Source organism: Pseudomonas sp. B21-054 (assembly GCF_026016345.1).
Taxonomy (GTDB): Bacteria; Pseudomonadota; Gammaproteobacteria; order Pseudomonadales; family Pseudomonadaceae; genus Aquipseudomonas.
The window spans coordinates 5,215,860-5,228,840 of the sequence record NZ_CP087204.1 but is presented as its reverse complement, the minus strand read 5'-3'; the positions used below and the strand labels follow the sequence as shown (position 1 = coordinate 5,228,840).

At 61.9% G+C, this 12,981-nt stretch carries 14 protein-coding genes; 6 read left to right on the top strand and 8 right to left on the bottom strand.

The window, feature by feature from the left end:
- Positions 1-137 precede the first annotated feature (137 nt).
- A complete protein-coding gene (locus tag LOY70_RS22640) occupies positions 138-740 on the bottom strand; it encodes a Yip1 family protein (protein WP_123346254.1) in 603 nt (200 codons plus the stop codon).
- Positions 741-1,049: 309 nt separating this feature from the next.
- On the opposite strand from LOY70_RS22640, the gene ttcA reads away from it, so the two are divergent.
- Positions 1,050-1,874, top strand: a complete 825-nt coding sequence (ttcA, locus tag LOY70_RS22635) for a tRNA 2-thiocytidine(32) synthetase TtcA (RefSeq protein ID WP_003204698.1) — start codon at positions 1,050-1,052, stop codon at positions 1,872-1,874.
- An 81-nt stretch (positions 1,875-1,955) separates the two neighbouring features.
- Positions 1,956-2,630, top strand: a complete 675-nt coding sequence (locus LOY70_RS22630; RefSeq protein WP_123346251.1) for a DNA-3-methyladenine glycosylase I — start codon at positions 1,956-1,958, stop codon at positions 2,628-2,630.
- An 89-nt stretch (positions 2,631-2,719) separates the two neighbouring features.
- On the opposite strand, the gene LOY70_RS22625 is transcribed toward LOY70_RS22630, so the two are convergent.
- The 3 genes from LOY70_RS22625 to arsC are packed head-to-tail and all read right to left on the bottom strand — an operon-like array spanning position 2,720 to position 4,093.
- On the bottom strand, positions 2,720-3,145 hold the full coding sequence (locus LOY70_RS22625; protein ID WP_265029390.1) for a DUF2069 domain-containing protein: 426 nt from the start codon (positions 3,143-3,145) through the stop codon (positions 2,720-2,722).
- Entirely contained in the window at positions 3,138-3,743 is a 606-nt protein-coding gene (wrbA, locus tag LOY70_RS22620) for an NAD(P)H:quinone oxidoreductase (RefSeq protein ID WP_265029389.1), read from the bottom strand. The genes LOY70_RS22625 and wrbA overlap by 8 nt, the downstream gene beginning before the upstream one ends.
- Positions 3,740-4,093 carry an arsenate reductase (glutaredoxin) gene (gene arsC, locus LOY70_RS22615; protein WP_265029388.1) on the bottom strand — a complete coding sequence of 118 codons (354 nt, stop codon included), beginning with the start codon at positions 4,091-4,093 and terminating at the stop codon, positions 3,740-3,742. Before arsC ends, wrbA begins: the two co-directional genes overlap by 4 nt.
- A gap of 116 nt (positions 4,094-4,209) precedes the next feature.
- Between arsC and LOY70_RS22610 the strand changes: the two genes are divergently transcribed.
- Entirely contained in the window at positions 4,210-4,677 is a 468-nt protein-coding gene (locus LOY70_RS22610; protein ID WP_265029387.1) for a TlpA family protein disulfide reductase, read from the top strand.
- Positions 4,678-4,867: 190 nt separating this feature from the next.
- Here LOY70_RS22610 and LOY70_RS22605 read toward each other — a convergent pair whose 3' ends face one another.
- The 4 genes from LOY70_RS22605 to LOY70_RS22590 all read right to left on the bottom strand — a co-directional run bounded on the left by LOY70_RS22605 (position 4,868) and on the right by LOY70_RS22590 (position 9,645).
- A complete protein-coding gene (locus LOY70_RS22605; RefSeq protein ID WP_265029386.1) occupies positions 4,868-5,272 on the bottom strand; it encodes an META domain-containing protein in 405 nt (134 codons plus the stop codon).
- On the bottom strand, positions 5,272-5,706 hold the full coding sequence (locus LOY70_RS22600; protein WP_123415802.1) for a hypothetical protein: 435 nt from the start codon (positions 5,704-5,706) through the stop codon (positions 5,272-5,274). Before LOY70_RS22600 ends, LOY70_RS22605 begins: the two co-directional genes overlap by 1 nt.
- A 132-nt stretch (positions 5,707-5,838) precedes the next feature.
- Complete coding sequence (locus tag LOY70_RS22595) at positions 5,839-6,828, bottom strand: 2-hydroxyacid dehydrogenase (protein WP_265029385.1); 990 nt, start codon at positions 6,826-6,828, stop codon at positions 5,839-5,841.
- 66 nt (positions 6,829-6,894) lie between these two features.
- Complete coding sequence (locus tag LOY70_RS22590; protein ID WP_265038153.1) at positions 6,895-9,645, bottom strand: response regulator; 2,751 nt, start codon at positions 9,643-9,645, stop codon at positions 6,895-6,897.
- A 286-nt stretch (positions 9,646-9,931) separates the two neighbouring features.
- Between LOY70_RS22590 and LOY70_RS22585 the strand changes: the two genes are divergently transcribed.
- The 3 genes from LOY70_RS22585 to rlmD all read left to right on the top strand — a co-directional run bounded on the left by LOY70_RS22585 (position 9,932) and on the right by rlmD (position 12,891).
- On the top strand, positions 9,932-10,324 hold the full coding sequence (locus LOY70_RS22585; protein ID WP_063324749.1) for a hypothetical protein: 393 nt from the start codon (positions 9,932-9,934) through the stop codon (positions 10,322-10,324).
- A gap of 294 nt (positions 10,325-10,618) precedes the next feature.
- The gene (gene cysM, locus LOY70_RS22580; protein WP_123415807.1) at positions 10,619-11,521 is read left to right on the top strand and encodes a cysteine synthase CysM; all 903 of its coding nucleotides are present in this window, start codon (positions 10,619-10,621) and stop codon (positions 11,519-11,521) included.
- Positions 11,521-12,891, top strand: coding sequence for a 23S rRNA (uracil(1939)-C(5))-methyltransferase RlmD (gene rlmD, locus LOY70_RS22575; protein ID WP_265029384.1), 1,371 nt, complete (start codon positions 11,521-11,523; stop codon positions 12,889-12,891). The genes cysM and rlmD overlap by 1 nt, the downstream gene beginning before the upstream one ends.
- Positions 12,892-12,981: the final 90 nt, after the last annotated feature.

Genomic DNA, 12,981 nt, shown 5'->3' with positions numbered 1-12,981 from the left:
CCCGAGTATGCCGCAAGCGTCGACGGTTGCGAATCGCTCAGGCGCCCAGTGGTCGTTTCGAGCGTTCCAAACGCAGGAAGGCCGCCTTGCGGCGGCCTGTGTTGGCAGATCCTGCTTTTTTATTGGAGGGCACTACTTCAATTGGTATAGACCGGGCCGACGCCCAGCCCCCAGACAATCACCGTGAACGCCATGATGGCCACCAGCACCACCAGGCCGACGGCGAGCACCGAACTGGAAAACAGAAAGCCTTCATCCTGGGGGATGTTCATGAAGGTGGGCAGGCCCACATACAGCAGGTAGACCGTGTAGCAGATTGCCGCCGTGCCGACGATCATGCCCAGCCACATGTGTGGGTAGAGCGCCGCCAGGCCGCCAATGAACAAAGGTGTCGCGGTATAAGTGGCAAACGCGATGCAACGGGCCAGGCTTGGGTTGGCGTCATAGGTACGGGCCATCCAGTGGATAAAGGCACCCATCACCGCCACACCACCCAACATGGCCAGGTACGACATGATGGTCATCCACAGGGCGCTTTCCTGGGTCAGCATGACCGGTGGGCGATTGCCGATGACCCATCCCACCTGCGTGGTACCGATAAAGGCCGAAACTGCGGGAATGGCCGCCAGGATCAGCGTGTGGGTGAGGTACATGTGGCTGATGCTTTCCTCCTGATCGCCACGGATGTCTTTCCATTCTTGATCAGGGTGGGTAAAGAGCCCCACGACATGATGGATCATAGTCAGTCACTCCTTTGTTATTGCCATCGCCCCCCAACGGAGCGCCTACGCAGGCCAAGGTGGCCAAGTAAGTAAAGGTCTGAATATGTGTGCGACCTTATGTCGCAGTATAGAAAGGACTTATCGCCAGGGGGATGGGGGGCTTAGAGCAAATCGCGCTGTAAGAGAGGCTGTTGATAGCTAATTAGCTTCAAGCTTCAAGCTTCAGGCCGCAAGAGAGGGCACCGCGCCTGGCTTGCAGCTTGTAGCTTGTAGCTGCTTGAAAAGCTAAAATCCCGCCCTTTCGTCACACCTCACGGATTTCGCGTCATGGGCACTCTTACGGTCAACCAGAACAAACTGCAAAAGCGCCTGCGCCGCCAGGCCGGTGAGGCGGTCGCCGATTTCAACATGATTGAGGACGGCGACAAGGTCATGGTTTGCCTGTCCGGCGGCAAGGACAGCTATACCTTGCTCGATGTGCTGATGCATTTGCAGAAAGTTGCACCGATCAAGTTCGACATCGTCGCGGTGAACATGGACCAGAAGCAGCCCGGCTTCCCCGAGCATGTGCTGCCGGCCTACCTCGAGTCGCTGGGCGTGGAATATCACATCGTCGAGAAAGACACCTATTCGGTGGTCAAGGAATTGATCCCCGAAGGCAAGACCACCTGTTCGCTGTGCTCGCGCCTGCGTCGCGGCACGCTCTACACCTTCGCCGACGAGATCGGCGCGACCAAGATGGCCTTGGGTCACCACCGCGACGACATCGTCGAGACATTCTTCCTGAACATGTTCTACAACGGCTCGCTCAAGGCCATGCCGCCCAAGCTGCGGGCCGACGACGGGCGCAACGTGGTGATCCGCCCGCTGGCCTATTGCAGCGAGAAAGACATCCAGGCCTATTCGGATTTCAAGCAGTTCCCGATCATCCCCTGCAACCTCTGCGGCTCCCAGGAAAACCTGCAACGCCAGGTGGTCAAGGAGATGCTCCAGGAGTGGGAACGCAAGACCCCGGGCCGTACCGAGAGCATTTTCCGCGGTTTGCAGAACGTCATTCCATCGCAACTGGCAGACCGTAACCTGTTCGACTTCACCAACCTGCGCATCGACGAAAACGCCACGCCGCGGTTCGTCAACGTGGTGAACCTCTGACGCTCCCAACCGCTCTATTCACGGCGCCATTGGCCATACGGGCCGCTGGCGCCGTTTTCATTTCCGACCCCAGGAGAGGGCATGCGCGATTACAAGTGGCTGCACGAGTTTTGTCTGAACCGCTTCGGCTCGGCGACTGAACTGGAAGCCCACCTGCCGGTTCCCAAGACAGCGGCGCAACTGCGCAAGATCAGCGACGACCGTTACCTGTCGACTATGGCGCTGCGGGTGTTCCGCGCCGGGCTCAAGCACAGCCTGGTGGACGCCAAGTGGCCGGCGTTCGAAGAGGTGTTTTTCAAGTTCGACCCGGAAAAAGTCGTGCTGATGAGTGCCGAGCACCTGGAGCGGCTGATGCAGGACGCGCGGATCATCCGCCACCTGGGCAAGCTCAAGAGCGTGCCGCGCAACGCGCAACTGATATTGGACGTGGCCCATGAAAAGGGCAGCTTCGGCGCATTGATCGCCGACTGGCCGGTGACCGACATCGTCGGCCTGTGGACGTACCTGAAAAAACACGGCCATCAACTGGGCGGCCTGTCGGCGCCGCGTTTCCTGCGGATGATGGGCAAGGACACCTTCGTGCCCAGTTATGACGTGGTGGCTGCCCTCAATGCCCAGGACATCATCGACAAAGTCCCCACCAGCCTGCGTGACCTGGCGACGGTGCAGAATGCTTTCAACCAGTGGCATGAAGAGAGTGGGGGAAGGCCTATGAGCCAGATATCGATGATGCTGGCGTATACCGTGAATCATTGAGCCCGCGTTGCGGCCATCGCGAGCAAGCTCGCTCCCACAGGGTGCCATCGAGTCCCTGTGGGAACGAGCTTGCTCGCGATAACGGTGTATCAGGCGACGGAAATCTCGCCTTCCCCCGCCAACCGCCGGTTCAACTGGAACCGCCAGCGCACATACAGCAGGGCCGAGCAGAACACCACCACGCTCGCCGCCATTTCCAGCACGCCGAACCATTGCCGGTTTGGATCATAGGCCGCCAGTGCGCCTTTGATGAAATACAGGTTCACCACGAAGCACATCCATGAGTGTCCACGGGCGCTGCCGCTGAGCATGCCGGGTGCCAGTATCAGCAGCGGTACCAGCTCGATCAGCAGAATCACCCAGGGCCGCGCGCCGTGCAGGTCGGCGATCAGCAAGTAATACCCGCTGAGCAACCCCACCAGGCCGAGAAAGCACAGCAGGCTGAGGGTTCGGGCGATGCGTACGCGCGGTTCCAGCCACTGGATGGACGGCAGGATTTTCGGCTTCTTAGCCACGGCCGTTCTCCAGCAGTTGGGCGGTTTTCGCCAGCCGCGAGCCCAGGGCCCGGCACAAGGCGACTTCGTGTTCGTTCAAGCCGCTTTTGCCGTCGGCGCCGGCGTGATGACTCGGGCCGTACGGCGTACCGCCACCGACGGTATCGATCAAAGCCGATTCACTGTAGGGCAGGCCGGTGATCAGCATGCCGTGGTGCAACAACGGCAGCATCATCGACAGCAGGGTGGTTTCCTGGCCGCCGTGCAGGCTTGCCGTGGACGTGAATACCCCGGCCGGCTTGCCCACCAGGGCGCCGGTCAACCAGAGATTGCTGGTGCCGTCGAGAAAGTACTTCAGCGGCGCGGCCATGTTGCCGAAACGGGTCGGGCTGCCCAGGGCCAGGCCGGCGCAGTTCTTCAGATCATCGAGGGTGGCGTACAGCGGGCCTTGTTCGGGGATGTCCGGGGCCACCGCTTCGCACTTGGTGGAAATCGCCGGCACCGTACGCAGCCTGGCTTCCAGCCCCGCCTGCTCGATGCCACGGGCGATCTGCCGGGCCATTTCGTTGGTGGAGCCGCTGCGGCTGTAATACAACACCAGGATGTATGGCGTGCTCACGGCAGGATCTCCAGGATCTTCTCCGGTGGACGGCCGATCACGGCCTTGCCAGCGGTTTCAAGAATCGGCCGTTCCATGAGTTTCGGGTGGGCGGCAATGGCAGCGATCAACTGGGCCTGGCTCAGGCTCTGGTCGGCCAGGTTCAGCGTGGTGTATTCCTCCTCGCCGGTGCGCAGCAGCTGCCGGGCACTGATGCCCAGCTTGCCCAGCAGGCGTTCAAGCTGGGCGGCGTCGAGCGGGGTTTCCAGGTAGCGGACCACGGTGGGCGCCAGGCCTCGGGCCTCCAACAGTTCCAGCGCACCGCGGGATTTCGAGCAGCGCGGGTTGTGATAAAGCGTCAGATCGGTCATGAGCGGGTCGCATCTTGCGTAAGGTGGCGGCTATTCTACTGTGCTGCGAGACGCCCGGCACGTCGAGAGAGGTCGATGGGTTGCGGCAGCGTTTACATTCAGACAAGGATTGGCACATGGCAAGGCGATTGACGGCGGCACTGACATTCATCGGCATCTTGTTGCTCGCCGGCTGCGGAAACGACTACGGGGTGGACCAGAACGGCCAGGCCATCGCCTCGCAACGGCTGGACAAGCAATGGCTGGTGCTCAACTACTGGGCCGAGTGGTGCGCGCCGTGCCGCACCGAGATCCCGGAATTCAATGCCTTGGCCGAACAGCTCAAGGGGCGAAATGTCGGTGTGTTCGGGGTCAATTTCGACCAGGTGCAGGGCGAAGAGCTCAAGAGCGCGAGCGACAAGATGGGGATTCGTTTTACGGTGTTGGCCCGGGATCCGGCCGAGATCTTCGACCTGCCTCGCAGCGAGGGGCTGCCGGTGACCTACATCATCGATAACCAAGGCAAGGTGCGCGAGCAGTTGCTGGGAGAACAGACGGCGGCGGGGGTGATGGCCAAGCTTGAGGCGTTGCAGGCGTTCAAATAACCCCCGTTATGGCAGGCGGGATACCTTGTGGCGAGGGGATTTATCCCCGCCGGGCTGCGCAGCAGCCCCCTGCGTCCCGTCTGACGCACCACGGTAGCAAGTAGGTCTGGGGCCGCTTCGCGACCCAGCGGGGATAAATCCCCTCGCCACAGGGGACCCATGCCAGATTCAGGATCTCCCCTTGGAGGCCTCAACCTTCTTCCAACCACCACCGCAGCGGTTTGCCCTGGGCCGGCCAGAAGCGCATTTGCTCGATGGGCGAGACGTCCCAGCGCTCGACTTTTTCCAGTGCCTGCAAAAAACGCGTCTCTTGCTCCATCACCGCCGGGGCACACAGCTTACGCGTGCTGCCGATCTTGCCGAAGCTCAAACGGTGGCCTTCCAGGGTGTAGGGCGCGAACCAGTGGTTGCAGCCGCCGTTGCCATACGCCCGGCCATCGTCACCGAGGGTGATGGTCAGGTGGCTATAGTCCATCAACGGCCGTTCGCCGATCCATTCCAGGATGTAGCTGCGGTTGTGTTGCAATTGCACCGGTTCGGCGGCGCACCCCATCAGGCCGGCGCTGATCAGCGCAGCCAGGGCCTGGCGCTTCATCAGGCGGCTTCCTGGCATTTCGGGCACAGGTGTTTTTCACCGACGCTGGTCCAGCCCAACTCGGCGATGCGCGCGCTGGCCGCCGGTTTCTGGGCCTTGACGCCGAGCTTGGCATCGACGGCGAATTCGAAGCTCAGTGCCTTGGCGCAACCGTCGCAGTTGACCTGCCAGGTATGAATCGCCAGTTCGCCGAACACCGGGCCAGTGGTCATGGCGGTCCATTGGCCCATGGGCTTGAGCAGGTGCCGAACGGTGTCCACGGTCAGTCGCATGGACAAATCCTTGCTGCCCTTGAGGGTGACGAGCAGTACATCGTTGGCCTGGATCGAACCGCCATTGCCGGTAACCTGGTAGCGACCCGGCGCCAGGGCGCGGACTTCGGTCAGGGTGTGCTGGGGGTTCATCAGGGTGTAGCGGAAATCGTGTTCGGCCATGGGTCCTCCAAATAGGCGCGACATGCTAGCACGGGGCATGGCTTGGGATAGTCAACCACGAATCTTGCCGACGAAACTCCCCCCCTGTGGGAGCGAGCAAGCTCGCTCCCACAGGGGGGGGGTGGTTCAGGTTTAGCGGTCCACCAGGTTCTGCGGTGCGCCGGCGGCCCAGGCAGCAATGTTGTCCAGGGTGGTCACGGCAATCGCCGCCAAGGCTTCATGGGTCAGGAATGCCTGGTGCGCGGTGACCACCACGTTGGGGAAGGTCAACAGCCGTGCCAGCACATCGTCCTGCAAGGGCAGGTCGGAGCGGTCCTTGAAAAACAGTTGGGCCTCTTCTTCATACACGTCCAATCCCAAGTAGCCCAACTGGCCGCTTTTCAACGCATCGATCAAGGCTGGCGTGTCCACCAGGCCACCACGCCCGGTATTGATCAGCATGGCGCCGCGCTGCATCGTGGCCAGCGATTGGGCGTTGATCAAGTGATGGCTCTGTTCGTTCAGCGGGCAGTGCAGGCTGATGACCTGGGCTTGCGCCAGCAGATCGGCCAGGGGCAAGTAGCGAGCCCCCAAGGCTTCGACCTGAGGGTTGGGGTACGGATCGTAAGCCAGTAACTGACAGCCGAAACCGGCCATGATCCGTGCGAACGTGACGCCGATCTGCCCGGTGCCGATCACGCCGACGGTCTTGCCCACCAGGTCGAAACCGGTCAGCCCGTGGAGACTGAAATTGCCGTCCCGGGTGCGGTTGTAAGCGCGGTGCAGGCAGCGATTGAGCGCCATGATCAACGCCACGGCATGTTCAGCCACGGCGTGGGGCGAGTAGGCCGGCACCCGGACGATGCTCAGCCCCAGGCGCTTGGCGGCGGGTAAGTCGACATGGTTGTAGCCGGCCGAGCGCAGGGCGATCAGCCGAGTGCCACCGTTTGCCAACCGCTCCAGTACCGGGGCGCTCAGGTCATCGTTGATAAAGGCACATACCACTTCATGCCGTTCGGCCAGGGCCACGGTGTCCAGGTCCAGGCGGGCCGGCTGGAAGTGCAGTTCAAGGCCGGCGGGCGCCGGGGCTTTATTGAAACTGTCGCGGTCGTAGGTCTGGCTGCTGAAAAAAATCACGCGCATGGCGGCCTCCTGGCATTGGAATGGACTCAGCTTAACCGCCGTTATCCTCGCCGTTACTGCCCTGGATCAGGCGCTGATGCGTGCTTCACTGGCCAGGCGGTTGATGGCGCGCTCCAGGTCTTCCAGGGCGGCAGCGGCTTTCGGGTCCTGTTGCTTGAGCAGGGTTTCGCTGCGCTGGCAGGCGGCGCGCAATTGCGGGACGCCGCAGTAGCGTGTGGCGCCGTGCAGGCGATGGACCCGTTCGATCAGGGCGTTGTGATCGTTGGCTTCGCTGGCCTGGCGGATCGCTTCGCGGTCGGCTTCCAGGGACGCCAGCAGCATCGCCAGCATGTCTGCCGCCAGGTCGGCCTTGCCGGCGGCCAGGCGCAGGCCTTCTTCGTGATCGAGTACGAGCAGTTCGCTGCCGCCCTGGGCGTCGCCGCTGCGCTCCGGTGACTGATTGCGCAAGGCCAGGCCGGTCCACTTGAGCACCACTTGGGCCAGTTGTCGTTCGCTGATGGGCTTGGTCAGGTAGTCGTCCATGCCGCTTTGCAGCAGGGCGCGTTTTTCGTTGGCCATGGCATGGGCGGTGAGGGCGACGATCGGCAGTGGCGTGCAGTGCCGCTCGCTTTCCCATTGGCGGATCGCCTCGGTGCTCTGGCGACCGTCCATACCGGGCATCTGCACGTCCATCAGCACCAGGTCGAAGGTTTCCTTCTGCACGGCCTTGACCGCCGCATAACCGCTTTCCACGGCCAGCACCTTGGCGCCCATGTCTTCGAGCAGGGTTTGCACCAGCAGCAGGTTGGCCGGGTTGTCGTCCACGCACAGGACTTTGGGCGCGCGGCTGGCCACCGGTTCATGGGGTTCGCTGCGGGTCGGGCGTGGGTTGACCAGATCGGAAAGCGAACGGCGCAACTTGCGAGTGCAGGCCGGCTTGGCCTGCAGCTGACTGTGGGGGTTGGGCACCGAGAGGTGATACAGCGTCTGTTCGGTGGTGGGGCATAGCACCAGCACCTTGCAGCCCAGGTGTTCGAGGTCCCAGATATGCTGATTGAGGCGTTCGGGCGGCATGTCGTTGCTGGTGATGCCCAGCACGGCCAAGTCGATGGCTTGTTCGGTCTGGTGCGCGACGGTGACACCGTTGGTGAGGCTTTCCAAGGTGTTGAACGGCGTCACTTGCAGGCCGCAATCCTCGAGCTGGTGCTGCAAGGCCTGGCGCGCCAGTTCATGGTTCTCCAGCACCGCCACGCGTCGGCCCAGCAACGGCGGGCCGGGCAAGTCCTCGGCGTCGTCGCGGGTCTTGGGCAGGCGCAGGCTGATCCAGAACTCCGAGCCCTCGCCCGGTGTGCTGTCGACCCCGATTTCCCCGCCCATTTGCTCCACCAGGCGCTTGGAAATCACCAGGCCCAAGCCCGTGCCGCCCGGTTGCCGGGACAGCGAATTGTCGGCCTGGCTGAACGCTTGGAACAGCGCCCGCACGTCCTGGTTGGACAGGCCGATGCCGGTGTCCTGGATGCTGATGCGCAACTGCACGCTGTCTTCGTGTTCGTCCTCGAGCATGGCCCGGGCGACGATAGTGCCTTCGCGGGTGAACTTGATGGCGTTGCTCACCAGATTGGTGAGGATCTGCTTGAGGCGCAACGGATCGCCCACCAGCGACAGCGGCGTGTCCCGGTACACCAGGCTCACCAGCTCCAGTTGTTTGGCGTGGGCGGCCGGGGCGAGGATGGTCAGGGTGTCTTGCAACAGATCGCGCAGGTTGAATGGGATGTTGTCGAGCACCAGCTTGCCGGCCTCGATCTTCGAGAAGTCGAGGATTTCGTTGATGATCCCCAGCAGGCTGTCGGCGGATTTTTCAATGGTGCCCAGGTAATCGAGCTGGCGCGGGGTCAGTTCGCTTTTCTGCAATAAGTGGGTGAAGCCGAGAATGCCGTTGAGTGGCGTGCGGATTTCATGGCTCATGTTCGCCAGGAACTCGGACTTGATCCGGCTCGCCTCCAGGGCTTCCTTGCGGGCCAGGTCCAGTTCGATGTTCTGGATCTCGATGGTTTCCAGGTTCTGGCGCACGTCTTCGGTGGCCTGGTCGATGCTGTGTTGCAATTCTTCCTGGGCGTTCTGCAATGTGCCGGCCATGCGATTGATGCCCGAGGCCAACTCATCCAGCTCCTGGCTGCCCAGCGGCGGCAGGCGGGTTTCCAAGTGGCCATCCTTGAGCTGCGCCACGGCTTGTTTGATCTGGCTCAGCGGTCGGTTGATCGTGCGGCCCATGCGCAAGGCCAGCAATGCAGTCAGGCCCAGTCCGGCGGTGATCAGCAGCAGGCTGGCGAACAGGCTGCGGTAGCCGCGCAGCAACATGCCGCTGTGGGACAACTCCAACTCGACCCAGCCCAGCAGGCGGTCGGCTTCTTCGGGAATCAGTTCGCCGGCCAGATTGCGGTGCTTGCCGAATACCGGCAGCAAGTAGCGCGTGGCGTCGTTGCCGGTGCGTTGCAGCAGTTGGGCACTGTTGCCTTCCGGCGCCCGGTTAAGCATGGTCGGGCCGGCGTGAGCCAGCGACGTGCGGTCGGGGGCGAGGAAGGTCACGGCACGCACGTCCGTTTGTTCGAGGGACTGCGTGGCGACACGCTCCAGCAGCTCGGTGTCCTGGCGGCTCATGGCCGGGGCGACTAGCGGGGCAAGCTGTTCGGCGATCATCTCGCCTCGTTGCAACAGCTGGGCGTGCAGGTCCGATTGCTGCATCCAGGTGAAATAGCCGCCCAGCACCAGCGCCATCAGGCTGGTTGGCAACAGGGTCAGCAACAGGACACGGCCTTTGATTCCCAGTTTCTTGAGCACACTTGTCTCCTGCATCCAGCGGGTTTGATTGAACTTGCACGCATCCGGCATGCAATACCTGCGCAGTGTAGCGATTTGCGGGCGGGCAATCTTCGTAAAATTCATGCCTGCCGTGCATCCGTACTGCCAATCCTGTAATGACCTGGCAAGCAACCTCCGGGCCTGTGTCCGCTCAGACTCGCCCATCGGACCTTCGGTCGGGCCTGTCAACGTTGACAGGTGTTGTTTTCGTTCTTCTGTTTAAGCTCGGTCTCGTTGAACTGCATAGAAACAACGGGAGAACAACATGAATACCAAGCATGCAGAAGAAAGATTGAAAGCTGTAAAGATTGCACCCCGACTTGATGCGAAAGGCTCAATAACTATCTCGCTTAATGGACAGGTTACGAAAACCGAGGATGTTCATATCCTGGATCAACCCGGTCACTCCATTGTGGGGCTCATAGGGGAGGGTATTGTCATCGTGCAGTTCAGCTCACTGACAGCACCTGGTACCTATGAGATCAAGGAACATGGTATCTGGATATATATGTCGTTCCACGGTTTCCAGGGGGAGGCGGCAACCGGAGCCTTGACCCTTGACACCATCGAGACGAAAAGCAAGTACAGAGGTCATTTTGATGTGAAGACCTCGGATCACCAAAAAGTCGATGGGATATTTGACGTCCAGAGGGTATAGGTTTGGATGTTGAGGGTAGGGGGGCGCCTCCATGTGTAAGGTCCCCCCATCAGACTTCGTTCACTGTTCATGTTCGCGACGTTAGCGATGAGTTTCAGCCGATGTGCAGCCTCCTCGCCCCTGCCACTCAGAAAATAGCTTGAGGCCGCTACGCCGGCAGGCGGAAGCAAGCTCACTCGTCACACCTTGGCTCGCTTATTCCCATAAGCCATAACCACCACACTTTGCGTGATATGGCCGCGCCAGGTTTGCCGGTATGATAGGCGCCCCCGCAGTCCGGATTGCGAATACGCCATGACTTTGCAGTACCCCACCATCGCCGATTGCGTCGGCAACACTCCGCTGGTCCGTTTGCAACGCCTGCCCGGCGTCACCAGCAATACGCTTTTGCTCAAGCTCGAAGGGAATAACCCGGCGGGTTCGGTCAAGGACCGGCCGGCGCTGTCGATGATTACCCGTGGCGAATTGCGCGGGCAGATCCAGCCCGGTGACACGCTGATCGAGGCGACCTCCGGCAACACCGGCATCGCCCTGGCCATGGCGGCGGCGATCAAGGGCTACAAGATGATCCTGATCATGCCCGACAACTCCAGCGCCGAACGCAAGGCGGCGATGACCGCCTATGGCGCCGAGTTGATCCTGGTGACCCAGGAGCAGGGCATGGAAGGCGCCCGGGACCTGGCCGAGCGCATGCAGGCCGAAGGGCGTGGCAAGGTGTTGGACCAGTTCGCCAACGGCGACAATCCCGAGGCCCACTACACCACCACCGGCCCCGAGATCTGGCGCCAGACCGACGGCACCATCACCCATTTCGTCAGCTCGATGGGCACCACCGGTACCATCATGGGCACCTCGCGCTACCTGAAAGAACAGAACCCGAACGTGCAGATCATTGGCCTGCAACCGATGGAAGGCTCGGCCATCCCCGGCATCCGTCGCTGGCCCGAAGAGTATCTGCCGAAGATCTACCAGGCCGAGCGCGTGGACCGCATCATCGACATGGCCCAAAGCGAAGCCGAGGACGTGACCCGTCGCCTGGCGCGTGAAGAGGGCATCTTCTGCGGCGTGTCTTCGGGCGGTGCCGTGGCGGGAATGCTGCGTCTGTCGAAGGAAGTTGAAAACGCGGTGATCGTCGCGATCATCTGCGACCGTGGCGACCGTTACCTGTCGACCGGCATTTTCGACGCGCCCAACTGATGGCCAAGCAAGAGAGAGGCCTGCGCTTCCAACCCAGCGGCGGAAGCCGGGCCCCGCAAGTGCCCACCGGTAAAAAGCAGCGCTTGACCATCGAGCGCCTGGCCAACGATGGCCGGGGCATCGCCTTTGTCGACGGGCGCACCTGGTTTGTCATCGGCGCCCTGGCTGGCGAAGAGGTCGAGGCGCGGGTGCTGGGGGCCCATGGCAAAGTGGTCGAGGCCCGGACCGAGCGTGTGTTCCTGCCTAGTGAACTGCGGCGTGCGGCGCCGTGCATCCATGCCGGTCGTTGCGGCGGTTGCAGCGTCCAGCATTTGCCCCATGACGAACAACTCGCCCTGAAACAGCGCATGCTTGCCGAGCAGTTGTCGCGGGTGGCCGGAGTGGAACCGCAAGAATGGGCGGCGCCATTGAGTGGGCCTGAGTTCGGTTATCGGCGTCGCGCCCGCGTGGCGGTGCGCTGGGATCAGAAGGCGAAAAAGCTCGAAGTGGGTTTGCGCGCCGTCGGCAGCCAGGACATCGTTGCCATCGGCGATTGCCCGGTACTGGTACAGCCCTTGCAGCCGATCATGAGCCGTCTACCGGACATGCTTCGACGCTTGAGCAAACCCCAGGCCCTGGGGCACGTGGAATTGTTCGCCGGCTCGTCCCTGGCGGTGCTGCTGCGGCACATGGCGCCGTTGTCGGACGCCGACCTGACGATCCTCAAGGACTTCTGTGTTTTCCACGAGGCCCAGTTGTGGCTGCACGGCGAAGGCGAGCCGCAACCGGTCGATCCAGGGCAAGCCTTGGGTTATCGCCTGGAGACCTGGGACCTGGACCTGGCTTACCGGCCGGGGGATTTCATCCAGGTGAACGCCGGGGTCAACGAAGCGATGATTGCCCAGGCGCTGCAATGGCTTGCGCCCCAGGCCGAGGAGCGGGTGCTGGATCTGTTCTGTGGATTGGGCAACTTTGCCTTGCCCCTGGCCCGGCATGTGCGCCAGGTGGTGGCCGTGGAAGGCGTGCAAACCATGGTGGACCGCGCGGCGGCCAATGCCGTCAGCAACAATTTGAATAACACTGCCTTTTTTCAGGCCGATTTATCCCAGCCACTGGCAGGTGCCGAATGGATCGGCGAAGGCTTTTCTGCGGTACTCTTGGACCCACCCCGTGACGGTGCTTTCGAGGTGGTGCGCAAGCTGGCGTCCCTGGGCGCCAGGCGGTTGGTATATGTATCGTGCAACCCGGCAACTTTGGCGCGGGACACGGTCGAATTGATCAAGCAGGGCTACCGGTTAAAACGTGCCGGGATTCTCGATATGTTTCCTCAAACGGCGCATGTCGAGGCCATGGCGTTATTTGAAGCGAGCCAGGATGGCTTGTCCGACTGACCCGTTCGTGCCAACCCGTCACAGCCCTGTGCGGAAACACGAGCAGCGAAGGTCAGCGATGTTGACGCATTGAATCTGCGTCGTAGGGAA

Bases quoted from the DNA above. Each gene is read 5' to 3' on its own strand.
- rlmD (WP_265029384.1), top strand. From the start codon at position 11,521: ATGGCCAAGCAAGAGAGAGGCCTGCGCTTCCAACCCAGCGGCGGAAGC.
- ttcA (WP_003204698.1), top strand. From the start codon at position 1,050: ATGGGCACTCTTACGGTCAACCAGAACAAACTGCAAAAGCGCCTGCGC.
- arsC (WP_265029388.1), bottom strand. From the start codon at position 4,093: ATGACCGATCTGACGCTTTATCACAACCCGCGCTGCTCGAAATCCCGC.
- LOY70_RS22610 (WP_265029387.1), top strand. From the start codon at position 4,210: ATGGCAAGGCGATTGACGGCGGCACTGACATTCATCGGCATCTTGTTG.
- LOY70_RS22630 (WP_123346251.1), top strand. From the start codon at position 1,956: ATGCGCGATTACAAGTGGCTGCACGAGTTTTGTCTGAACCGCTTCGGC.
- LOY70_RS22585 (WP_063324749.1), top strand. From the start codon at position 9,932: ATGAATACCAAGCATGCAGAAGAAAGATTGAAAGCTGTAAAGATTGCA.
- LOY70_RS22595 (WP_265029385.1), bottom strand. From the start codon at position 6,828: ATGCGCGTGATTTTTTTCAGCAGCCAGACCTACGACCGCGACAGTTTC.
- cysM (WP_123415807.1), top strand. From the start codon at position 10,619: ATGACTTTGCAGTACCCCACCATCGCCGATTGCGTCGGCAACACTCCG.
- LOY70_RS22605 (WP_265029386.1), bottom strand. From the start codon at position 5,272: ATGAAGCGCCAGGCCCTGGCTGCGCTGATCAGCGCCGGCCTGATGGGG.
- LOY70_RS22640 (WP_123346254.1), bottom strand. From the start codon at position 740: ATGATCCATCATGTCGTGGGGCTCTTTACCCACCCTGATCAAGAATGG.
- LOY70_RS22600 (WP_123415802.1), bottom strand. From the start codon at position 5,706: ATGGCCGAACACGATTTCCGCTACACCCTGATGAACCCCCAGCACACC.